This window comes from Rhizobacter sp. P5_A1 (assembly GCF_056400745.1).
Map to the genome: position 1 here is coordinate 1 of NZ_JBFUKR010000024.1, position 21917 is coordinate 21917.

Annotated in this window: 25 protein-coding genes; 16 read left to right on the forward strand and 9 right to left on the reverse strand. The window is 71.0% G+C overall.

Features of this window, described 5'->3' with window-relative positions; genetic code table 11:
* A partial coding sequence (locus AC1DTW_RS21580) for a cation:dicarboxylate symporter family transporter (RefSeq protein ID WP_477983444.1) occupies positions 1–309 on the reverse strand: 309 nt, incomplete at its 3' end.
* A gap of 163 nt (positions 310–472) precedes the next feature.
* On the opposite strand from AC1DTW_RS21580, the gene AC1DTW_RS21585 reads away from it, so the two are divergent.
* The 9 genes from AC1DTW_RS21585 to AC1DTW_RS21625 all read left to right on the forward strand — a co-directional run bounded on the left by AC1DTW_RS21585 (position 473) and on the right by AC1DTW_RS21625 (position 8886).
* On the forward strand, positions 473–2740 hold the full coding sequence (locus AC1DTW_RS21585; protein WP_477983445.1) for a heavy metal translocating P-type ATPase: 2268 nt from the start codon (positions 473–475) through the stop codon (positions 2738–2740).
* A 695-nt stretch (positions 2741–3435) separates the two neighbouring features.
* Positions 3436–3618 carry a cbb3-type cytochrome oxidase assembly protein CcoS gene (ccoS, locus tag AC1DTW_RS21590; RefSeq protein ID WP_477983446.1) on the forward strand — a complete coding sequence of 61 codons (183 nt, stop codon included), beginning with the start codon at positions 3436–3438 and terminating at the stop codon, positions 3616–3618.
* 64 nt (positions 3619–3682) lie between these two features.
* On the forward strand, positions 3683–5152 hold the full coding sequence (ccoN, locus tag AC1DTW_RS21595; protein WP_477983447.1) for a cytochrome-c oxidase, cbb3-type subunit I: 1470 nt from the start codon (positions 3683–3685) through the stop codon (positions 5150–5152).
* 16 nt (positions 5153–5168) lie between these two features.
* On the forward strand, positions 5169–5798 hold the full coding sequence (gene ccoO / locus AC1DTW_RS21600) for a cytochrome-c oxidase, cbb3-type subunit II (protein ID WP_477983448.1): 630 nt from the start codon (positions 5169–5171) through the stop codon (positions 5796–5798).
* Positions 5799–5808: 10 nt separating this feature from the next.
* Positions 5809–5958, forward strand: coding sequence for a cbb3-type cytochrome oxidase subunit 3 (locus AC1DTW_RS21605; protein ID WP_477983449.1), 150 nt, complete (start codon positions 5809–5811; stop codon positions 5956–5958).
* Positions 5955–6869, forward strand: a complete 915-nt coding sequence (ccoP, locus tag AC1DTW_RS21610) for a cytochrome-c oxidase, cbb3-type subunit III (protein ID WP_477983450.1) — start codon at positions 5955–5957, stop codon at positions 6867–6869. Before AC1DTW_RS21605 ends, ccoP begins: the two co-directional genes overlap by 4 nt.
* Before the next feature lie 125 nt (positions 6870–6994).
* A complete protein-coding gene (gene ccoG / locus AC1DTW_RS21615; RefSeq protein ID WP_477983451.1) occupies positions 6995–8347 on the forward strand; it encodes a cytochrome c oxidase accessory protein CcoG in 1353 nt (450 codons plus the stop codon).
* A gap of 40 nt (positions 8348–8387) precedes the next feature.
* Positions 8388–8627: a nitrogen fixation protein FixH gene (locus AC1DTW_RS21620; RefSeq protein WP_477983452.1), complete on the forward strand. Its 240-nt coding sequence runs from the start codon at positions 8388–8390 to the stop codon at positions 8625–8627.
* A 16-nt stretch (positions 8628–8643) separates the two neighbouring features.
* Entirely contained in the window at positions 8644–8886 is a 243-nt protein-coding gene (locus AC1DTW_RS21625; protein WP_477983453.1) for a hypothetical protein, read from the forward strand.
* Here the strand turns inward: AC1DTW_RS21625 and AC1DTW_RS21630 are convergent, their stop codons facing one another.
* The 3 genes from AC1DTW_RS21630 to AC1DTW_RS21640 form a co-directional block, all read right to left on the reverse strand.
* Positions 8887–9465, reverse strand: coding sequence for a hemerythrin domain-containing protein (locus AC1DTW_RS21630; protein ID WP_477983454.1), 579 nt, complete (start codon positions 9463–9465; stop codon positions 8887–8889). It lies immediately after the preceding gene.
* Between the two features lie 14 nt (positions 9466–9479).
* Positions 9480–9668, reverse strand: coding sequence for a YgaP family membrane protein (locus AC1DTW_RS21635; protein ID WP_477983455.1), 189 nt, complete (start codon positions 9666–9668; stop codon positions 9480–9482).
* A gap of 78 nt (positions 9669–9746) precedes the next feature.
* Positions 9747–10589 carry a universal stress protein gene (locus AC1DTW_RS21640; RefSeq protein ID WP_477983456.1) on the reverse strand — a complete coding sequence of 281 codons (843 nt, stop codon included), beginning with the start codon at positions 10587–10589 and terminating at the stop codon, positions 9747–9749.
* Between the two features lie 178 nt (positions 10590–10767).
* Between AC1DTW_RS21640 and AC1DTW_RS21645 the strand changes: the two genes are divergently transcribed.
* The gene (locus AC1DTW_RS21645) at positions 10768–11190 is read left to right on the forward strand and encodes a universal stress protein (protein ID WP_477983457.1); all 423 of its coding nucleotides are present in this window, start codon (positions 10768–10770) and stop codon (positions 11188–11190) included.
* 18 nt (positions 11191–11208) lie between these two features.
* Here AC1DTW_RS21645 and fnr read toward each other — a convergent pair whose 3' ends face one another.
* On the reverse strand, positions 11209–12003 hold the full coding sequence (fnr, locus tag AC1DTW_RS21650; RefSeq protein ID WP_477983458.1) for a fumarate/nitrate reduction transcriptional regulator Fnr: 795 nt from the start codon (positions 12001–12003) through the stop codon (positions 11209–11211).
* Positions 12004–12088: 85 nt separating this feature from the next.
* Between fnr and hemN the strand changes: the two genes are divergently transcribed.
* The gene (hemN, locus tag AC1DTW_RS21655) at positions 12089–13501 is read left to right on the forward strand and encodes an oxygen-independent coproporphyrinogen III oxidase (protein WP_477983459.1); all 1413 of its coding nucleotides are present in this window, start codon (positions 12089–12091) and stop codon (positions 13499–13501) included.
* 20 nt (positions 13502–13521) lie between these two features.
* A complete protein-coding gene (locus AC1DTW_RS21660) occupies positions 13522–14235 on the forward strand; it encodes a sulfite exporter TauE/SafE family protein (protein ID WP_477983460.1) in 714 nt (237 codons plus the stop codon).
* A gap of 16 nt (positions 14236–14251) precedes the next feature.
* Here AC1DTW_RS21660 and AC1DTW_RS21665 read toward each other — a convergent pair whose 3' ends face one another.
* Both AC1DTW_RS21665 and AC1DTW_RS21670 read right to left on the reverse strand, forming a co-directional pair.
* Complete coding sequence (locus AC1DTW_RS21665; protein WP_477983461.1) at positions 14252–14719, reverse strand: hypothetical protein; 468 nt, start codon at positions 14717–14719, stop codon at positions 14252–14254.
* Between the two features lie 130 nt (positions 14720–14849).
* Complete coding sequence (locus AC1DTW_RS21670; protein ID WP_477983462.1) at positions 14850–15695, reverse strand: DNA-binding transcriptional response regulator; 846 nt, start codon at positions 15693–15695, stop codon at positions 14850–14852.
* Positions 15696–15931: 236 nt separating this feature from the next.
* Between AC1DTW_RS21670 and AC1DTW_RS21675 the strand changes: the two genes are divergently transcribed.
* From AC1DTW_RS21675 to AC1DTW_RS21690, 4 genes are all read left to right on the forward strand, one after another.
* A complete protein-coding gene (locus tag AC1DTW_RS21675) occupies positions 15932–16426 on the forward strand; it encodes a hypothetical protein (RefSeq protein WP_477983463.1) in 495 nt (164 codons plus the stop codon).
* 91 nt (positions 16427–16517) lie between these two features.
* Positions 16518–16925, forward strand: a complete 408-nt coding sequence (locus tag AC1DTW_RS21680) for a 5-carboxymethyl-2-hydroxymuconate isomerase (protein WP_477983464.1) — start codon at positions 16518–16520, stop codon at positions 16923–16925.
* Between the two features lie 28 nt (positions 16926–16953).
* The gene (locus AC1DTW_RS21685; protein ID WP_477983465.1) at positions 16954–18105 is read left to right on the forward strand and encodes an iron-containing alcohol dehydrogenase; all 1152 of its coding nucleotides are present in this window, start codon (positions 16954–16956) and stop codon (positions 18103–18105) included.
* Positions 18102–18629, forward strand: coding sequence for a CcdC protein domain-containing protein (locus tag AC1DTW_RS21690; RefSeq protein WP_477983466.1), 528 nt, complete (start codon positions 18102–18104; stop codon positions 18627–18629). The genes AC1DTW_RS21685 and AC1DTW_RS21690 overlap by 4 nt, the downstream gene beginning before the upstream one ends.
* Here AC1DTW_RS21690 and AC1DTW_RS21695 read toward each other — a convergent pair.
* Together AC1DTW_RS21695 and AC1DTW_RS21700 are read right to left on the reverse strand one after the other, a co-directional pair.
* Positions 18569–21268, reverse strand: a complete 2700-nt coding sequence (locus AC1DTW_RS21695) for a fused MFS/spermidine synthase (RefSeq protein WP_477983467.1) — start codon at positions 21266–21268, stop codon at positions 18569–18571. The genes AC1DTW_RS21690 and AC1DTW_RS21695 overlap by 61 nt on opposite strands.
* Positions 21268–21891 (reverse strand): putative 2OG-Fe(II) oxygenase, encoded by a 624-nt coding sequence (locus AC1DTW_RS21700; protein WP_477983468.1) that lies wholly within the window; start codon positions 21889–21891, stop codon positions 21268–21270. The genes AC1DTW_RS21695 and AC1DTW_RS21700 overlap by 1 nt, the downstream gene beginning before the upstream one ends.
* Positions 21892–21917: the final 26 nt, after the last annotated feature.

The following is a 21917-nucleotide window of genomic DNA, read 5'->3' on the forward strand; positions in this document are numbered from 1 at the left end:
CAGGTTGATGATCAGCAGCCCGACGACCAGCGCGACGCTGCTGACGATCTCGAAGTACAGCAGCGCCAGGCCGCCGGTCTTGCCGACCTTCTTCATGTCTTCCATGCCGGCGATGCCGACGACGACCGTGCAGAAGATGATCGGCGCGATGATCATCTTGATCAGCTTGATGAAGCCGTCGCCGAGCGGCTTCATCGCCTCGCCCGTCTGCGGATAGAAGTGGCCCAGCAGCACGCCGATGACGATCGCGGTGATGACCTGGAAGTACAGCGACTTGTACAGCGGCTTGCGGATCGGGCGGTGGTCCATGCGGGGTCTCGTTCTCGCGGGCTGCACGTCGGTGCGTCGAGTGTTACCGCGCCACGCGGCCCCGCGCAAGAGGGATTCCACAGGCGCGTGTTGAAACGGCTTGTGCGTCGCGCGCCTTGACGCTCATCAAGCCCCGGATGCGTGCACCGCCGTAGATTGCGGCGTGGCTTCCCTGATCGCATCCGCCCCTGCCGCCTCGGCGACGCTCGACGACCCGCTCGGGCAGACCGGCTTCACCGCGTGGACGACCGGGCCCGACGGTGCGGCCGTCGCCTGCTCGCAGCTGCGCCTCGCGGGCCTGTACTGCGCCGCGTGTGCCGGGCTGATCGAGGCGGCGCTGTGCCGTGAGCCGGGTGTCATCGACGCCACGGTCAGCTATGCGGCGCGGCGTGCCAGTGTGCGCTGGCAGCCGGCGGCAACGCAGCCGTCGCGCCTGATCGCGGCGATCGAGCGAGCGGGCTACGGCGCCGCGCCCGACCTGGCCGAACCCGCTCGCGCGCTGCGCCGGCGCGAGGAGCGCGCCGCACTGTGGCGGCTCTTCGTCGCGGCCTTCTGCATGATGCAGGTGATGATGTATGCAGCACCGGCCTACATCGCCGCGCCGGACGCGATCACGCCCGACATGCTGCGGCTGCTGCAGTGGGCGGGGTGGCTGCTGAGCATCCCGGTCCTGCTGTTCTCGGCCGCGCCGATGTTTCGCGATGCCTGGGGCGGCGTGCGCCGGGGCCAGATGCGCATGGACCTGCCGGTCGCGATCGGCCTGGCCGTCACCTTCGTCGTCAGCAGCGGCGCGACCTTCGCGCCCGGCGGCGTGTTCGGCCGCGAGGTCTACTTCGATTCGCTGACGATGTTCGTCGCGTTCCTGCTGGCCGGGCGCTGGCTCGGCCTGCGCGCGCAGCACCGGGTCGCCGCGTCGCTCGAAGACGCCTGCGCGCGGCTGCCGTGCGACGTGCGGCGCGTCGACCCTGACGGCAGCTTCACCGCGGTGCCGTTGAACGCGCTGCGCGTCGGCGACCTCGTGCGCACCTTCGCGGGCGAGGCCTTCGCGGCCGACGGGCCGCTCGTCGACGGGCGCACCCAGGTCGACGAATCCCTGCTCACCGGCGAGTCGCGCCCGGTCGAGCGGCGCCTCGGCGATGGGGTCGTCGCCGGCAGCCTGAACCTCGGCGCGCCGGTGACGATGCGCGTCGAGCGACTCGGTGCCGACACGCGCTTCGAGGGCGTGGTCGCGCTGATGCGCGGCGCGCTGGCGCAGCGGCCTGCGCTGCTGCGCGCGGCCGACCGCCTCGCGGTGCCGTTCCTGTCGGGCGTGCTGCTGCTCGCGGCGCTCGCCGGCGCGGCCTGGTCGGTGATCGATCCGGCGCGCGCTGTCTGGGTCGCGGTCTCGGTGCTGATCGTGACCTGCCCGTGTGCGCTCTCGCTGGCCGCGCCGTCGACGCTGCTGGCCGCGGCCGGCGCGCTGGCGCGCCGCGGTGTGCTGGTGCGGCGGCTCGATGCGCTCGAGGCGCTGGCCGGTGTCGACACGCTGTTCTTCGACAAGACCGGCACGCTGACCCGCGAGCAGATGCAGTTGCGGCGCGTGCACGTGCTGCCGGCGGCGCAGCGCACCGGCCTCGACGCCGCCGCGTTGCTGCGCCTGGCCGGCGCGCTCGCGAGCCACTCGGCGCACCCGTTGTCGAAGGCGCTCGCGCGCGAGGTCGTCGTGCCCGAGGCCGTCTGGCGCGAGATCGAGGAGTTCCCCGGCCAGGGCGTCGAGGGCGCGGCGTGGGACGGCACACACGCACGCCTCGGCACGCGCCGCTGGGTCGACCCGAACACCGAGGACAAGGCGCAGGCCGGGGCAAACGGCGCGCGCGTGTGGTTCGGCGACGCGCGCGGTGCGCTGGCCTGCTTCGAGTTCGACGAGTCGCTGCGACCCGATGCGCGCGCGACGCTCGACGGCCTGCGCGATGACGGCGTGCAGGTCGCGCTGTTGTCCGGCGATGCACAGGCGCGCGTCGACGCGATCGCCGATCAGCTGCGGCTTTCCGATGCGCAGGGCGGTGCGACCCCCGAGCTGAAGCTCGCGCGCGTCGCCGCGGCGCAGCGCGAGGGCCGCCGTGTCGGCATGGTCGGCGACGGGCTGAACGATGCGCCGGTGATCGCGCGCGCCGACGTGTCGTTCGCGTTCGCGCACGGCGCGGCGATCACGCAGTCGAGCGCCGACTTCATCCTGCTGTCCGACCGCGTCGGCGACGTGCGCCTGGCGCGCAGCGTCGCACGCCGCGCGATGCGCGTGCTGCACCAGAACCTGGCGTGGGCGCTGGCCTACAACATCGTCTGCGTGCCGCTCGCGCTCGTCGGCTGGTTCCCGCCCTGGGCCGCGGGCCTCGGCATGGCGACGAGCTCCTTGTTCGTCGTGCTCAATGCGCTGCGCGTTTCAAGGGTCTGATGAAGTGAAGCTCACCGTATTGAACTGTGAGGGTGTGGCTGCTGTCGGCCCGTCCCGGTCGGTCGTTGGAGCGGCAAAGCCGAGAGCGGCCGGGCCGACGAGGGCTGAAGCCGCGCCCCTCGCTGCGCGAGGGGTGCCCTGCGCTGCTCGCTACGCGGGGCAAGTCGACAAACTCGGCCCTGGGTACAGGACCTCAAACATGTCGACTTGGGCCGCAAGCGGCCCGACCCCGCTGCGCTGCGCTGCTCGGCGCTGGCTTCTTGATGCCCTCGCCGGCCCGGCCGCTCTCGCCTTTGCAGGCACGGTGGTGGCGTCAGACCGAAACGCCGCTGAGGGTGGGCTTCGCGGCAGGCGGTGCCCGGTGCGGGCGATTTCTGTGGCGACGAGCAGCGCAGGGCCGGGGTCGGCACGCGCGCAGCGCGTGCTTCGTGGTCTGACTCGCCGCGGCTGTCTGAACGCAGCGAACGAAGTGAGCGCAGTGAGTTCGGCGGCGCGACCCCGGACCGAGCAGCGCAGTGCAGTCGGTGCGCAGCACCGACCGCCACAGCATGAGCCCGCACCGGGTACCGCCTGCCGCGACGCACCGAGCGTCGCAAGCTGTGGGCGAACAGCCGCAATGGGCCGCAAGCGGACATCAAGAACCATATCGATGCTTCATGCGTCGCGGGTGGCGCACAGCGCAATGAGCCACTGAGATGGACATCCTCTTCCTGCTCGTGCCGATCTCGGTGCTGCTGGTGTTCGCGCTGCTGGCCGTGTTCCGCTGGGCGCTCGGCGCCGGGCAGTTCGACGACCTCGAGCGCGAGGGCGAGCGCGTCCTGGAAGGCGACGCGCCGATCGGATCGCCGTCGCTTGACGCCGATCAAGCCCGACGCTGATCTGCGCCGCGACACTTCCTCGAGCCGCGATCGCGGCGTTCGATTCGATGCGAGGAGAAGCGAGATGGCGAGTTCGGTTCCAGCCCCGGCGGGCAGCGCCGGTCATCCGGTCTACGACGACGGCGCGGTGCGCCTGTTCACGCTCGCGGCGGTGCTGTGGGGCGTGGTCGGCATGGCGGTGGGCGTGCTGATCGCGGCGCAGCTGACCTGGCCCGAGCTGAACTTCGGCATCCCGTGGCTGAGCTACGGGCGGCTGCGCCCGCTGCACACGAACGCGGTGATCTTCGCGTTCGGCGGCTGCGCGCTGATGGCGAGCAGCTTGTACGTCGTGCAGCGCACCTCGCAGGTCTCGATCTTCATGCCGAAACTCGCGGCCTTCGTGTTCTGGGGCTGGCAGCTGGTGATCGTCGCCGCGGCGATCTCGCTGCCGCTGGGCTACACGCAGGGCAAGGAATACGCCGAGCTCGAGTGGCCGATCGACATCCTGATCGCCATCGTCTGGGTCGCCTACGCGGTCGTCTTCTTCGGCACGATCGGAACGCGCAAGGTGCGCCACATCTACGTCGCGAACTGGTTCTTCGGCGCCTTCATCATCGCGGTCGCGCTGCTGCACATCGTCAACAGCGCGGCGATCCCGGTGAGCCTGACGAAGAGCTACTCGGCCTACGCCGGCGTGCAGGACGCGATGGTGCAATGGTGGTACGGCCACAACGCGGTCGGCTTCTTCCTGACCGCGGGCTTCCTCGGGATGATGTATTACTTCATCCCGAAGCAGGCCGAGCGCCCCGTGTACTCGTACCGGCTGTCGATCGTGCACTTCTGGGCGCTGATCTTCACGTACATGTGGGCCGGCCCGCACCACCTGCACTACACCGCGCTGCCCGACTGGGCACAGGGCATCGGCATGATCTTCTCGCTGGTGCTGCTCGCGCCGAGCTGGGGCGGCATGATCAACGGCGTGATGACGCTGTCGGGCGCCTGGCACAAGCTGCGCGACGACCCGATCCTGAAGTTCCTGATCGTGGCGCTGTCGTTCTACGGCATGGCCACGTTCGAGGGGCCGATGATGTCGATCAAGACCGTCAACGCGCTGAGCCACTACACCGACTGGACCATCGGCCACGTGCACGCCGGCGCGCTCGGCTGGGTCGGGCTGATCTCGATCGGCACGCTGTACTACCTGGTGCCGCGCATGTTCGGCCAGACGCGCATGTACAGCATCAAGGCGATCGAGCTGCACTTCTGGGTCAGCACGCTGGGCATCGTGCTCTACATCGCCGCGATGTGGATGGCCGGCGTGATGCAGGGCCTGATGTGGCGCGCGGTGAACGCCGACGGCACGCTGGTCTACAGCTTCGTCGAAAGCGTGAAGGCCACCTACCCGTTCTACCTGTGCCGCCTCGTCGGCGGGCTGCTGTACCTCGGCGGCATGGGCGTGATGGTCTGGAACGTGGTCAAGACGGCGCAGGCCGGCCGCTACCTGCCGCTGCGCATCCCGATGGGCCCGGCCGCTGCCGTGCCGGTCGCCGCCTGAACCCCGGAGCAACATGATGGCCACCCCAGAGAGCAAGACCGCCGGCTTCACGCACGAGAAGATCGAGACCAGCAACTTCCTGATGATCGTGCTGATCCTGCTGGTCGTCGCGGTCGGCGGCATCGTCGAGATCGTGCCGCTGTTCTTCCAGCGTTCGACGACCGAGGCGGTGCCGGGGCTGAAGCCCTACACCGCGCTGCAGCTCGCCGGGCGCGATGTCTACACCCGCGAGGGTTGCTACAACTGCCACTCGCAGATGATCCGCCCGCTGCAGGCCGAGGTGCTGCGTTACGGCCACTACTCGACGGCCGGCGAGTTCGTCTACGACCACCCGTTCCAGTGGGGCAGCAAGCGCACCGGCCCCGACCTGCACCGCGTCGGCGGCAAGTACAGCGACGAGTGGCACCGCATCCACCTCGAGAACCCGCGCGACCTGGTGCCCGAGTCGAACATGCCGGCCTATCCGTGGCTGCTGAATGCGAAGCTCGATCCGGCCGACGCCGCGCCGCGCATGAAGGCCTTGCGCCATGTCGGCGTGCCGTACAGCGATGCCGAGATCGCGCAGGGCGGCGCCGAGCTCGCCGGCAAGACCGAGCTCGACGCGCTGGTCGCCTACCTCCAGGTGCTCGGCACCGCGGTGAAATGAGGAGCCTGCGATGGACGTGAACGCAATTCGGGTGATCGTGACGGTGCTGTCGTTCGGCGCCTTTATCGGCATCTTCGGCTGGGCCTGGTCGCGCCGCAACGCCGCGCGCTTCTCCGAGGCTGCGCAACTGCCGTTCAATGACGAGGAGCCGCGGCAATGAGTGACTTTTTCAGCAGTGGCTGGTCGATCTTCATCGGCGCTGCCACCGTGATCGGCCTGCTCGGCTGCCTGTGGCTGCTGTTCGTGGCCTCGAATCGCACGCCGATGGCGGGCGACAACACCACGGGCCACGTCTACGACGAGGACCTGGTCGAGATGAACAACCCGCTGCCGCGCTGGTGGATGTGGCTGTTCATCCTGACGGTCGTGTTCGCGTTCGGCTATGTCGTCGTGTACCCCGGCCTGGGCAGCCTGCCGGGCCAGTTCGGCTGGACCAGCAAGAACCAGTTCGAGGACGAACAGAAGGCGGCGGGCGCGACGATCGCGAAGGTCTATGCCGGCTTCAGCGGGCTGACCCCCGCGCAGCTGAGCCACGACCCGAAGGCGATGGCGATCGGCGAGCGCCTGTTCATCAACAACTGCGCCGCCTGCCACGGCTCGGACGCACGCGGCAGCAAGGGTTTCCCGAACCTGACCGACACCGACTGGCTGCACGGCGGCACGCCCGAGAAGATCGAGGAGACGATCACGAAGGGCCGCGTCGGCGCGATGCCGCCGATGGCGGCCGCGGTCGGCACGCCGCAGGACGTGCGCAACGTCGCGAACTATGTGCTGAGCCTGTCCGGCAGCCCGCACAACCCGATCGCCGCGGCGGCCGGTCAGCCGAAGTTCGCGGTCTGCGCGGCCTGTCACGGCGCCGACGGCAAGGGCAACCAGGCCATCGGCGCGCCGAACCTGACCGACAAGATCTGGCTGCACGGCTGGGGCGAGGACGCGATCGTCGCGATGGTCACGAACGGCAAGACCAACACGATGCCGGCACAGGCCGGGCGCCTGACGCCGGAGCAGATTCACGTGCTCGGAACCTATGTATGGAGCCTGTCGCAGAGCACCTTGCCCGGGGTCCAGTGAGCCCGCCGAGCCCGATCGCGCCGGTGCCCGCTCGGCCTGTCGGCGAGGCGGTCCCGCGGCCGCGGCGGATCATTCCGATCGCGGCCGAGCCCGTCTCGCTCTATCAGAGCGAGGCGAAGATCCAGATGCGTTCGGTCACCGGCTGGTTCGCCGGCTGGCGCTGGGCGCTGGTGTGGGCGACGCAGCTGCTGTTCTACGGCCTGCCGTGGCTCGAATGGGGCGGCCGCCAGGCGGTGCTGTTCGATCTGGGCGCACGGCGCTTCTACATCCTCGGGCTGGTGCTGTATCCGCAGGACTTCGTCTACCTCGCCGGCCTCCTGATCCTGTCGGCGTTCTCGCTGTTCCTGTTCACCGCGGTGGCGGGCCGGCTGTGGTGCGGCTTCGCGTGCCCGCAGACGGTCTACACCGAGATCTTCATGTGGGTCGAACGCCGCTTCGAGGGCGATCGCCAGGCCCGCATCAGGCTCGACGGCGCGCCGTGGCGCGCGGACAAGCTGTGGCGCCGCGGCGGCAAGCAGGCGGTGTGGCTCGCGATCGGGCTGTGGACCGGCTTCACCTTCGTCGCCTATTTCACGCCGGCGCGCACGCTCGTCGCCGAGGCGATGACGCTGACGCTCGGGCCCTGGGAATGGTTCTGGAGCCTGTTCTACGGCTTCGCGACCTACGGCAACGCCGGCTACATGCGCGAGCAGGTCTGCAAGTACATGTGCCCGTACGCGCGCTTTCAGAGCGCGATGTTCGACCGCGACACGCTGGTCATCAGCTACGACACGGCGTGCGGCGAGCCGCGCGGGTCGCGCGCGCGCGGCGTCGCGCCGGCGTCGGTCGGCAAGGGCGACTGCATCAACTGCACGCTGTGCGTGCAGGTCTGCCCGACCGGCATCGACATCCGCGACGGTCTGCAGTACGAGTGCATCGGCTGCACCGCGTGCATCGACGTCTGCAACGGCGTGATGGACAAGATGGGCTACCCGCGCGGCCTGATCCGCTATGCGACGCAGAACGGCATGCAGGGCGGCTGGAGCGCCGCGCGCATGTGGCGGCGCGTGTTTCGGCCGCGCGTGCTCGTCTACACCGGCGCGCTGCTGCTGATCGCGGCCGGCTTCGCGACCAGCCTGGCACTGCGCGCGCCGTTCCGCGCCGACGTGGTGCGCGACCGGGGCACGCTCGCGCGCCTCGTCGAGGACGGTCGGATCGAGAATGTCTACCGCATCCAGCTGATGAACGCGACCGAGGCGACGCAGCATTTCCGCATCGAGGTCGACGGCCTGCCCGACGCGTCGATCGCGGCACGCACCGAGATCGAGGTCGGCCCGACGCAGGCGCGCTGGGTGCCGGTCGCGGTGCAGATCCCGCCGCAGGCGGCGCGCGCTCTGGGCGGCGGCGCGCACCCGATGCGCTTTCGCATCGCGCTGGTCGAGGCCGGTCGCGTGGGCGCCGAGCTGAGCGAGCGATCCACCTTCGTGGTGCCGCGTTGAGCATGCGACGCCGAATCGACCCTTTCGCAGGAGCGAACCGATGACCACCCTCCGTGTTTCGAATGTCCCGCTCGTGCCGCTGCCCTGGTGGCGCGTCGGTGCGATGTGGCTCGTGGTCGGCGGCCTCGGCGTCGTCGTCGCGGGCAGTTTCGCGCTGCTGTACACCGCGGTGCAACACGCCGACACGGTGTTGCCGCAGGCGGTCGCGCGCGCTGCGCCGAACACGCCGGGCGCGCCCGCGCTGCAGGCGCGCAACCACGCGGCCACGCCGGCGCCGTAGCGCGACGAGAACCGTGATGAAGCAACGCGTGATGCAGATCCTGTGGCCGGCCTTCCTGACCGCGGGCGTGCTCGAGATGCTGGTGTTCGCGGTGATCGATCCCGCCGACCTGCGCTGGTTCGGCGGCGCCGCGATCGGCTGGTCGGCGCCGGCGATCTACACGGTCACCTTCCTGATGTTCTGGACCGCGATCGCGACCGCCGGCGCGCTGACCGCGCTGCTCGAGGCCGAGTCGGACGACCTGAACGAGCGCCGTTGATCAGGCCCCCAGCCCGATCGGCGCCGGCACGGCATTCACGATGCGGGTGAACAGCGCCCGGTAGTCGGCCGTCGGGGCGTGACCGGTCAACGGGTCGCGGTTGTCGGCGAAGGCTTCGTCGAGGTCGAGCCAGTCCTGTTCCGTCAGCGTGCGTTCGGCCAGCGGCAGGATCTCCTGCTCCTCGAGCGCCATGTGGGCGAGGTAGAAGGCGACGTAGCGCTCGGCGTCGTGCTCGAACGCGCCGCGTCGCGCCTCGCCCATCATCTCGAACGCGACGAGCGAGTGCTCGAGATCGCGGATGCGATGGGCGCCGTGAGCGTGGTCCTCGTCGAGCTTGTCGAGCAGCGCGCGCGACAACGGCGTGCGTGCGCGCAGTTTCGGAAACAACAGTTCGGACTCGAGCCGATGGTGCCGTTGCTCGGGAAACTCGTCGACGTAGAAGAGCATCGCGCGCAGCGCCGCGAAGTCGGGCATTGAAGCGTGGCGACGGTGCTGCGCGAGCAGCAACAGGATCGAGCGGAGCATCGCCGACAGTGCGGCATGCTCCTCGCGGATGATGCGCAGCGTCGAGTGGGTCATGGTGGCCTCGCCGATCAGCGCGCGGTCGTGCGAATGCCGAGCAGGCGATACAGCGGGCACCACGCGAGCGCGCCGGTCGTCAGCGCTGCGAAGCCGAGGTAGGCCCAGGCGCCGAGCCGGCCAGAGGCCGCGAGCGCGATGAGCGTGATCCCGGCCACGATGCGCAGCGCGCGATCGAGGTTGCCGATATTCAGGGCGATCATCTGAGTGTCTCCATGGTGTCTGGATTCACGATAGGCGAGGGCGGGCGATGCTGCCTTGACCCAGCGCAAGAACGGTGTTCAGTGCGACATCAACACCGGCACCGTCATCGACCGCAGCAGCCCGCGCGTGGCGCCGCCGAGCATGCGTTCGGTCCAGCGCGCATGGCCGTAGGCGCCCATCACGATCAGATCGGAACCCCAGTCGGCGGCACGCGCGAGCAGGGCCTCGGCGATCGTGGCGGTCTCGCCTTCGAGCTGCACGCGCGCGTCGATGCGGTGGCGCGCGAGCCAGCGCTGCACTCGGTCGAGCTGCGCCTGCAGCGCATACGGATCGCTGCCGTCCGCTTCGCCCCAGCTCGCGAGCCGGACTTCCTCGGCGCCGCGCAACAGCGGCAGTGCGTCGGACACGGCGCGCGCGGCTTCGCGGCTGTCGTCCCAGGCCACCAGCACGCGTGTGCCGATCGGCTCGACGTGCCGGGCATGCGGCAGGATCAGCGTCGGACGTGCGCTGTGCAGCACGACGGCTTCGACCCGCTCGCGCGCCGCGCGGTGGCCGGGCGCGATCGGATCGGCCTGCGTCAGCAGGGTCAGATCGCTGCAGTGCGCGTGGCGCACCATCGAGCGTGTCGTGTCGGCCGCGTCGACGACGGCGTCGAACGCGCTCAGCCCCGCGTCGCGGCAATCGCGCCGGAAGCGCTCGGCGACGCGCTCGGCTCGGTCGCGCAGCAGCTCCAGCGCGGTGGCGGCGAAATCGGCCAGCGCCGCGGCCGAGCCCGATACCGCGGGCAGCTCGAGCAGGCCGGTCGGCGCGAGCCCGAGCAGGTGGCAATCGAGCCGGCGCGCGAGTGCCAGCGCGGTCCGCGTGCGCACGGCGCAATCGGGCAGGTCGTCGAGAAACACGAGAAGGCTCTCGCAGGGCATGGCGTTCTCCGGGGGCACCGAGCCGAGTTTCTCGCCGTGCGCCGGCCGCGAATTGACGACGCGCAAGAAAGTCTCGCGGCCGCTGCGCGAGGATGTGCGCATCGGATGCGGTGCGCGCCGACTTTCGAACACGCGAACGTTGGTGCATCATCACATCACAGGCAAGCGGAGACGATCGATGAAGATTCTTTTGCCAGTCGACGGCAGCGAACACACGAAGCGCACGCTGAGCTACATCGCCACGCACGACGAACTCCTGGGCCCGAGCCACGAGTACGTCGCGTTCACGGCGCTCGCGCCGGTCCCGACGCATGCTTCGCGCTTCTTCGACACGGTGGCGTTGAACGACTGGTACGCCGAACAGGCCGAGCAGGTGCTCAAGCCGATCCGTGCGTTCGCCGAACAGCAGCACTGGCGCTTTCGCGCGCTCTACCGCTGCGGTCATGCGGCGCAGGCGATTGCCGATTTCGCCGAGTCGGAAAAGCCCGACCTGATCGTGATGGGAACGCACGGCCACTCGGCCCTCGGCAGCATGGTGCTCGGCTCGGTCGCGACCGGCGTGCTCGCGCGCTGCAAGTTCCCGGTGCTGCTGATCCGGTAGCGGGGCGCCCGGCGGCGATCAGCAGGGCGAGCCGTTGACGAGCTGCCGCAGCGCGGCCTCGTCGAGCACGCGCAGCTGGCGCTGCCGGACCTCGAGCACACCGTCGTCCTGGAACTTCGAGAACGCGCGGCTCACGGTCTCGAGCTTCAGGCCGAGATAGCTGCCGATCTCTTCACGCGTCATGCGCAGTACCAGCGCGGTCGGCGAGAAGCCGCGTGCCTGCAGGCGCCGGGTCAGGTTGAGCAGGAAGGTGGCGAGCCGCTCCTCGGCGCGCATGCTGCCGAGCAGCAGCATCACGCCGTGGTCGCGCACGATCTCGCGGCTCATGACCTTGTGCAGCTGGCGCTGCAGGTCGCCGAACTGGCGCGACAGCGCTTCGAGCTGCGCGAACGGGATCACGCAGACCTGCGAATCCTCGAGCGCGATCGCATCGCAGGTGTGGCGCTCGGTGCCGATGCCGTCGAAGCCGAGCAACTCGCCGGCCATCTGGAAGCCGGTGACCTGGTCTCGGCCGTCCTCGGCGGCGACGCGCGTCTTGAAGAAGCCGGTGCGCACCGCGTACAGCGTGCTGAACCCTTCGCCGGCGCTGTAGAGCGCCTCGCCGCGGCGCAGCGTTCGGCGCCGCTCGACCAGCGAATCGAGCCGCTGCATGTCGGCCGCATCGAGGCCGACCGGCAGGCAGAGCTCGCGCAGGTTGCAGCTCGAGCAGGCGACCTTCAGCGCCTGGACACGGAGCGGCACGACGTTGTGCGCCGCGGCGGTTGCGGCGGCGTCGGGTTCGGCATCGGTCTCGGCGAGGCGGGGACTTTGCATCCCGGCGAGTTTGCGCGCGGCGCAACGCAGGCCGTTTGATGCAGCGCAAGGGCGCGCGGCGGCGCTGGCTGCACAGTCGATCGCCATGAACTGCGCTTCCCTGGCCGACGGCCCCGTGATTTCGCCCGAACTGCTGCGCCGGCTCGACCAGCCGGGGCCGCGCTACACCTCGTACCCGACCGCCGACCGCTTCGTCGAGGCCTTCGGCCCGGCCGACTACGAGCGCGCGCTGCGCTCGCGCGTGCAGGGGGCGGTGCGCAATGCCGGTGTCGCTGCGCTGTCGCTGTACGTGCACATCCCGTTTTGCGAATCGGTCTGCTACTACTGCGCCTGCAACAAGATCATCACGCGCCACCACGAGCGCGCGGGGCCCTACCTGAGCGCGCTGGAGGCCGAGATCGATCTGCACGCGGTCGAGCTCGGCCTGCGCCAGCCGGTGACGCAGCTGCATCTCGGCGGCGGTTCGCCGACCTTCCTGAACGACGACGAGCTGGCGCGGCTGATGACGCGCTTGCGCAGCGCGTTCGCGATCACCGCGAGCGCCGAAATATCGATCGAGGTCGACCCGCGCACCGCCGATCCGCAGCGCCTGCGCCACCTCGCCGAACTCGGCTTCAACCGCCTGAGCTTCGGCGTGCAGGACTTCGATGCCGACGTGCAGGCCGCAGTGCACCGCGTGCAGAGCCTGGAAAGCGTGCGCGCGCTGCTCGAAGCGGCACGCGAGCTACAGTTCCGCTCGACCAACGTCGACCTGATCTACGGCCTGCCGCTGCAGACGCCCGAGTCCTTCGGGCGCACCATCGAACAGGTCTGCGAGCTGCGGCCGGACCGCATTGCGCTGTACGCGTATGCGCACCTGCCGCAGCGCTTCAAGCCGCAGCGCCGCATCGATGCGGCCCAGCTGCCGCCGGCCCCGCAGAAGATCGCGATGCTCGCGCGGGCGATCGAGGGCTTCGGCGCGGCCGGCTACCGCTACATCGGCATGGATCACTTCGCGCTGCCCGACGACCCGCTGGCCGTCGCCAAGCGCCAGGGCCGGCTGCATCGCAACTTCCAGGGCTACAGCACGCAGCCGGATTGCGACCTGATCGGCCTCGGCGTCTCGTCGATCGGCCGGATCGGCGCGACCTACAGCCAGAACGCGAAGACGCTGCCGGAATACCAGGACGCGCTCGCGCAGGGCCAGTTCCCGGTCGTGCGCGGCCTGGCGCTGACCCGCGACGACCTGCTGCGGCGCACCGTGATCATGGGGCTGATGTGCCAGGGCCGCGTCGAGTTCGAATCGATCGCGCTCGCGCACCTGGTCGACTTCCGCAAGGTCTTTGCCGCCGAGCTCGCGGCGCTGGCGCCGCTGCAGGCGCAGGGCCTGGTCGTCGTCGAACCGGACGCAATCGAGGTCACGCCGCTGGGCTGGTACTTCGTGCGCGGCATCGCGATGGTGTTCGACCGGCACCTGCAGGCCGACCGCGCGCGCAACCACTATTCCAACGTGATCTGATCGATCGGAGGCCGAGAGTCGTGGACCTGGCACTCGCCGTTTCGGCGCTGATGATGGGCCTGGCCGGCGGCCCGCACTGCGCGGCGATGTGCGGTGCGGCGTTCGGCGGCGTCGCGGGCCGGCACGGCAGCGCCGCCGCGGCGCGCACGATGTGGGCGCTGCAGCTCGGCCGGCTCGCCGGCTACGCGGCGGCCGGCGCGCTGGTCGCCGGCAGCGTCTCCGGGCTGGCCAGCCTCGGCGTCGCGGCACCGGTGCTGCGTCCTCTGTGGGCGCTGTTGCATGTCGCCGCGATCGCGCTCGGCGCCTGCCTGCTGTGGCAGGGCCGCGCGCCGGCCTGGCTCGCCGGCACGGGGCCGCGTGTCCCCAGCCCCGCGACGGCTCGGCCGCTGCGCTTCGTCGCGCGCCTGCCGGCGCCGGCCCGAACTGCGGCGATCGGCGTCTGCTGGGCAGCGCTGCCGTGCGGCCTGCTGCAGTCGGCGCTGATCGTCGCGGCGCTGGCCTCCGGCCCGCTGCAGGGTGGCGCGGTGATGGCTGCTTTCGCGCTGAGTTCTGCCCTCGGGCTGTGGCTCGCGCCGATGTTGTGGCGGCGCCTGCGCGGCGCGCGCGGGTCGGTGCGCGCGCCGGCCCTCGCGGTGCGCCTGGCCGGCGCGCTGCTGATCGCCAGCTCGGGCTTCGCGCTGGTGCACGGGCTGGGCGCGGCGATCGATCAGGCGATCTGCGCGACGCCGGCGTAGTCCGGCCCGCGCCCGCTCAGTTCAGCGGCCGGCCGCGCGCCTCGCGCGCCAGCTTGGCGCGGCAGTCGGCGCGCAGCTGCGCGTCGATCTGCGACTCGCAGCGCGCCGCCGTTTCGTCGATGCCGCCGCTGGCCGGCGCGTTGCCACGGCGCACGATGCGCGTCTCGCGCGACGTCGGCGCCGGCGCCGTCTTGCCGAACGGGATGCTGATCTGCGGCGCCACCGCGCGTTCGGGGCGCAGGTCACCCGGCGCGGCCGCACGGTTGCCGGTTTCGGCCGGCGAGCGCATGCGCGGCCCCGACGCCGCGGCGGCCGGCGGCGCGGAGGAAACCGATGCCGGCGCCCCCGGCAGGTCGGGCAACGCGATCGGCTTGCTCGCCGCTGGCTGTGCAGCGGCGCTGGCCAGTGTCAGCGCGAGCGTGGCGGCAAGGGCCGCGTGCACCGCGGCAGCCCGTGGCATCGCGATCATCGAGCGGCTGGGCATCGTGCATCCTTTGCAGCGCGGCGCGTGCCGCGCAAGCCGACATCGTGCGCGCCGGCCGCGCCGGGCGCTGTAGGACGAGTCGCTGCCGCGCTATCGGCGCAGCGGAGTCGCCCGAGGCACGCTCAGCCTCTCATTGGCGCCGCGCATCCGCCGGCAGCGCGACGCCGGCGCCTTCGAGCGCACGGGCCACGTCGCCGCGCCCGAGCGGCTTGATCAGCGGCTCCGCCAGCCCGGCGAGCACCGCGCGGACCCGGTCGGTCGGGTCGAGGTGTTCGGCGACCATCAGCACCGCTGGCCCGGCATGCGGCCACGGTGCCGGCAGTGCGCGGATGCGGTGCAGCAGCGCGACGCCGGCGCCATTCAGCGGGATGTCGAGAAAGATCGCCGCGAACGGCCGCAGCGCGAGCTGCGCCTCGGCCTGCGCGATCGACGCGACGGCGTAGGGGAGGAAGCCGAAGCGCCCGAGCAGGGTGCACAGCCAGCGGTTGGTCGGCGCATCGCCGTCGAGCACCAGTGCCTCGCGCAGCGGTTCGACGAGGCGCCGTTCGTCGCTGGCCAGGCGCGCGCGCCGCGCCTTCGCGCGCGCCGCCGCCTTCGCCGCGCCGGGGCCCGCCGACGCCGGCGGGATCACCGCAGCGGCCTCGATCGGCGCCTGTGGCAACGGGATGACGTCGTTCAGCGTCGGCAGCTCGCGCAGCGCGCCGGGCTGGGTCGGCATGCCCTGGCGCGCGGTCAACTCGTCGAGCGTGCGCAGGATGCGCGTCGGGTCGATCGGCCGGTGCAGGTGCGAGGCCGCACCGACCGGCGCCTCGGTGCCGACGAAGACCGACTGCGCAACGCGCCCCGACTGCAGCACGCCCTTGACGGCCGGCTTGGAGTCGGCGTCGACGATCGCGAAGTCGGCCTCCGACAGCGCACCGACGACGTCGTACTCCGATTCGTGAAAGCCGGTCGGATGCTGAAACGAGAAGTGCATCGCCTCGTATTCGAACTCGCTGAACCCGCAAAGAGCTATCCGGTAGCGCATATGTGGGGGGTCTCCGGGTCTCGGGCGTCAAGGCAAGGCGTGGCCGGCGCGACGCGCGCCTGCCAAAAGCGGCCGAGGATACGCAATTCGCTTGCCGAATGTCATCCCCAAGTCACAATCCCGCGCTGGCACGCGGCGTGCTCGAGGCGGCGCGGTCGCGCCGATCCGCGTCACGAGGAGAACCCATGCTCTACGGTTTGACGACACTGGGCGCGGCCCATACCGCGATCAGCCTGGTGGCGCTGGCCGCCGGGCTGATCGCGCTGATCCGCGATCGGCAGATCACGCTCGACAACGGCCTGGGCAGGTTCTATGCGGTGACGACCGCGCTGACCGCGCTGACCGCACTGACCGGCTTCGGCGTCTTCCAGCATGGCGGCTTCGGCAAGCCGCACGCGCTGGGGGTCCTGACGCTGCTGGTGCTCGCGGTGGCGTTCGCCGCGGCGCGCAGCTCGATCTTCGGGCGCGCGTCGAAGATCGTCGAGGTCGTCGGCTTTTCGGCGACCTTCCTGTTCCACTGGATTCCTGCCATCACCGAGACCTCGACCCGGCTGCCGCTGGGCGCCCCGCTGCTCGCGAACGCCGAAGCGCCCGAACTGCAGCAGGCGACCGCGGTGCTGGCCTTGCTGTTCGCGATCGGCGTGACCTTGCAGGTGCGGCGGCTGCGCAAGACCCCCTGAGCGCGGGCGGCGGACGAAACTGCGCCATCATCCCGGTTGGTGCGGTGAGCTCACGGTCGGCGTGACGGCCACCGCCCGATCGGAGCCCCGCATGCCGCATCTCGTGATCCTGTACAGCGAGAACCTCGACGCCCAGGCCAACATGAGCGCGTTGTGCCGCAACCTCGCCGACACGCTGCTGGCGCAGACCGACGAGGCCGGCGCGCCGCTGTTCCCGCCCGGCGGCACGCGCGTGCTCGCCTACCCGGCGCCGCGCTTCGCGATCGCCGACGGCCAGCACGACTGCGCGTTCGCGTACCTGAACCTGCGCATCGGTCGCGGCCGCAGCGAGGCGGCGCAGCGGCGCATCGGCGAGGCGCTCGCCGCGACCGCGCGGGCCTTCTTCGAGCCGATCCAGGGGCGGCGCCTGGTCGGCGTGACCTTGCAGATCGATGTCGGCGCCGAGGTGTTCGATGCCAAGCTCGGCAACATCCACGCGCTCTACAACAAGCCGAACTGAGCGCGACCCCAACGAGGAGACGACCCCGATGGCCTTGATCTACTACCTGACCCAGATCCAGCTCGAGTTCGGTGCGCGCTCGCTGCTCGCCGCCGAGTGCGAACGCATCGGCATGACGAAGCCGCTGATCGTCACCGACATCGGCGTGCGCGCCGCCGGCGTGTTGCAAAAGGTGCTCGACGCGCTGCCGGCTGCGCTGCAGGGGCCGCTGGGTTTCGTCGTCTATGACGGCACGCCGTCGAACCCGACCGAGGCGGCGGTGCGCGAAGCCGCGGCGATGTACCGCGAGCACGGCTGCGATGGGCTGATCGCGGTCGGCGGCGGCTCGTCGCTCGATTGCGCGAAGGGTGTCGCGATCGCGGCGACGCATCCCGGCCCGCTCGTGAACTACGCGACCATCGAAGGCGGCAGCGCCAAGATCACCGCGGCCGCGGCGCCGCTGATCGCGGTGCCGACGACCTCGGGCACCGGCAGCGAGGTCGCGCGCGGCGCGATCGTCATCACCGACGATCACCGCAAGCTCGGCTTCCACTCGTGGCACCTGCTGCCGCGCGCCGCGATCTGCGACCCCGAGCTGACGCTCGGGCTGCCGCCGGGCCTGACCGCCGCGACCGGCATGGACGCGATCGCGCACTGCATGGAAACCTTCATGTCCGCCGCATTCAACCCGCCGGCCGACGGCATCGCGCTCGACGGCCTGGAGCGCGGCTGGGCACACATCGAGCGCGCGACCTGCGACGGCCAGGATCGCGACGCGCGGCTGAACATGATGAGCGCGTCGATCCAGGGCGCGCTGGCGTTCCAGAAGGGCCTGGGCGCGGTGCATTCGCTGTCGCACAGCCTGGGGGGCGCGAACCCGCGGCTGCACCACGGCACGCTGAACGCGATGTTCCTGCCGGCGGTCGTGCGCTTCAACGCCAGCGCCGACAGCGTGATCAAGGACAAGCGCCTGGACCGGATGGCACGCGCGATGGGCCTCGCCGGCGGCGGCGATATTCCCGACGCGATCCGTGCGATGAACGCGCGGCTCGGTCTGCCGCCGGGCCTGGCGGCGATGGGCGTCGAGCGTTCGATGTTCGACCGCATCGTCAGCGGCGCGCTGGCCGATCATTGCCACAAGACGAACCCGCGCATCGCGACGGCCGACGAATACCGCGAGTTGATCGAAGCCTCGCTGTGAGCGCCGGCTTGCAGCCCCAGTCGCTCGTTGTCATCGCGCTCGTGCCGCTGATCGCGTGGCGGCTGTACCGCCGCGTTCGGCGCATGGTCGGGCGGCAGAAGTCCGTGGCCTGGCGGCACTGGACCGCGGCGATCCTGTTCCCCGCACTGCTGGCGCTGCTGGGCACCGCGGCGCTGCACCGGCCGCTGACGCTGCTGGCGCTCGGCGGCGGCGTGCTCGCGGGGGTTGCGCTGGCGCAGTACGGCCTGCGCCTGACGCGTTTCGAGCAGGTCGACGACGGCTTCTTCTACACGCCGAGCGCGCACATCGGCATCGCACTGTCGGCGCTGCTCGCGGGCCGGATCCTGTACCGGCTGTTCCAGACCTACGAAGGCGCGCTGAGCGACCCGGCGGCGGCGCAGCGCTTCGGCAGCAGCCCGTTGACCCAGCTGGTGTTCGGCATGCTCGCGGGCTACTACGCTGCCTATGCGATCGGCTTGCTGCGTTGGCGGCGCAGGGCACAGGCCGAGCGCGCATCGGCATGAGCGCGAAGGCGCCGCACGGCGCGCGCCGGCAAGCGCAGCACTGACGGATTCGGGCCCACGGGCCCCTGCGGCATCGCCGCGAGATGGTCGGCCAGCCGCGCGGCTTCTTGCCGGGCAGGTTGCGCGGCTCGGAGTTCGTTCAGCAGCGCCAGCGCGCCGTGCGGGTCGGTCGGCGCGAGGGCGGCGGCCATGCGCAGCAACGGGTCGTAGGCCGGGCGAAAGTCGGGACTGATGCGCAGCACCGCCAGCAGCGGCTGCTGAACCTGGGCCAGCATCTCGCTCGCGCTGGCCGCGGGACGGACCGCGCGGCCGGCTTCGATGAAGCGATCGCGTGCCGACCAGTAGGCGGTCAGCCGGCGCGCCGATGCCGGATCGGTCGCGTCATCGAGCACCTCGGCGGGCGTGATCGAGAGTTCGCCGAGCAGCGCGGCGAGCCGATCCCGCGGCAGCGAATCGGGGGCGTAGGTCACGCGGGGCGCGCGATACGCGACGACCGGGCGGTCGTCGGTATTCGGTGTCGCGTTGCCCGCGAAGCGCGCGAGCGCGGTCGGGCCTGCCACCAGGCTGCCGAGCAGCGCGAATTCGTCGTCGATGCCGAACGCGGTCGGGGGCGTGTGCAACGCCGTCGTTGCCAGCCGGTCGCGCACGTCCTGCACGTCGAATCGGATCGCAGCGCTGCGTCCGATCAGGCCCAGCACCGGCGTCTCGAGGCTGTTGCTCGCAAGGATGGCCGAACCCTCGGGGTACACCGCGATGAAGGACTTGACGATGCTTCGCAAGGTCGCCAGATCGAGCTGGTGCAAGGGCAGCCACTGACAGAACAGCCCGCCGGCCGCGAGCCGCGAACGCACGGCCTGGAAGTGCTCGGTCGTGTAGAGGGCGCCCGAGCCGCTGCGCGCGGGGTGGAAGTTGTCGGAGACGATCAGGTCGTAGCGCTGCGGCGTCGCCCGCACGTAGCGGCGCGCGTCGGCCGCCATCACCCGCATGCTCGGGTTCGGCGCTTCGGCCGTGAACGCGCGCGTGAAATGTCGCGACGCCTCGATGACCTCGGGCAGCAGCTCGACGGCGTCGACCTGCAGCGTGGGATCCTCGGCGGCGGAATACGCAGTCACGCCGGTGCCCAGGCCGAGGAACAGCGCATGCCGGGGCGCGGGGTGCAGCAGCGCCGGCAGCAGCGCCTGGCGCGCATCGACGAACCGTGATGAACTGCTGCCTTCCTGCTGCCGGTTGTCGATGCGCAGCCGTGCGACGCCGGCCGCGTCTTCGACGACGCTCACCGCGGCCATCACGCCCTCTCGATAGCTGACGATGTGCCCGCCCTCCGGCACGTCGACGAAGGCCAGCGGCGCGGCGCCGACCCACAGCGCCGCGGCGATCGCCGCAGGCGCCCAGGCGAGCGGCGCGATCTGCCAGCGCCGTGCGGTGAGCGCGAGGTAGCCGAGCGCGATCGTCAGCAGCGCGCCCTTGGGCGCCAGCCACGACGTCAGCAGCACGCCGAACACCCACGGTGCGAGCGCCGCGCCGAGCGTGTTGGCGCCCAGCGCCGCGCCGAAGCTCGCGCCCCGCGTGCGGGCGACCGCGCTGAGGTGGCTGAACAAGGCGCCCATCGCAATCGTCGGCAGCCCGAAGGCGGCGACCGCCAGCAGCGTCTCGGCGCCGATCGCCGCGGCCATGCTCGCGCCTGCTTGCGCGAGCAGCCAGGCCTTCAACGACTCCGCCGCCCACAGGCTGGTCGTGCCGAGCAGGCAGGCCGCGGCCAGCGCGCAGAGCAGCCGATCGCCGAGCCGCTCGGGATCGGCGCTGCGCACGCGCCAGCGTTCGTAGCCGGCGGCGCCGAGTGCGCTGCCGACCAGGTAGACCGCGAGCAGCATCGCAAAGGTGTAGACCGTGTCCTCGGCGACCTGGCTTAGCACGCGCACGACGAGCACTTCGTAGCCGATGCCGAGCAGGCCGGTGAGCGCGAGGCGCGCGAGCGCCGCGTGTCGCGACGACGAGGCCGGCAGCGCGGCGATCGGCGCTCCGACCTCGCGTGGCAGCGTCGCCATCGCGACCGCCGCACAGCCCAGGTTCAGCGCGATGCACAGGCCCGCGGTGCGGGTCAGTCCGAACTCGGGCACGAGCCAGAAGGCGGTCGCAAGCACGCCGATCACCGCGCCGAAGGTATTGCTCGCGTAGAGCGCGGCGATCGATCGCCCTTCGGCGCGCAGCTGCGCCGTCACCCGTTCCATTGCTGGCAGCGTCGCGCCCATCGCCGCGGTCGCCGGCAGCAGCAGCGCGAAGGTACCGCCGAACGCCACCGACCACTGCCACACGGCGCTCGGCTGGACGCCGATGAGCCCGAGTAGCGCGTCGCTGGCCGGTGCCATCAGCCAGATCAGCGCGAGGCCCCACAGCGCGATGACCGCCTCGCAGGCGGCATACAGGTGCAGCGGATTCGCACTGCGCTCGATCCGTGGGCCGGTGGCCCAGGCGCCGACCGACAGTCCGCCGAAGAACGCCGTCACCACCGCGAGCACGGCGGCCGACTCATGGCCCAGCCAGAGCGCGCTTTGCTGGGTCCAGACGATCTGGTAGCCGAGCCCGGCGAAGCCCGAGCAGGCCATCAGGCCCAGCGCAGCCCACCGACGCGATGCGCCCATCAGCCGCTGAACGACACGGCGTAGCCCCACGAGTCGAGCCGCGTCGGGATCGCGTTGAACGACAGCGTGATGCGCCGTTCGCCGGCGTTCGGCGGCACCGCGTGCATCAGGTAGCTGGGGAACAGCACCAGGTCGCCCGGCGCAGGGGCCGGGCTGACCCACTTGTCCGCATTGAACGGGCCGGGCGTCATCGCGGCGTGATCGTTCTTGAAGACGAAGTCGCTGCCGCCCGGCGACTTCATGAAGACCGTCTGCGAGCCGGGGTGGGTCGGCGTCAGGTACACCACGCCCGACGCGAAGCTGTTCGCGTGGTTGTGCATCGCCTGGCGGCCGCCGGTCTCCAGCACGTTGACCCACATCTCCTTGATCGACCAGGCCAGGCGCTCGCCGAACAGCAGCGTGCCGAACTCGGACAGGGTCGGCGTGATCAGCGCAGCCGCTTCGACCAGCAGCGGGCTGTCGCCGGGCCGCAGCATCTCGGTGTGCGACAGGTTGCCCGACGAGCTGTTGTCGCGCAGCGCCAGGCCGCTGAAGTGCTCGACCAGACCGTCGACCAGCGGCCGCGGCAGCGTCGCCGGCGCGCGCATGAAAGGGATCGGAAAGAGGCCGATGACTTCGTTCATGGGATCGAAGAGTTGGTGAGGGGCTC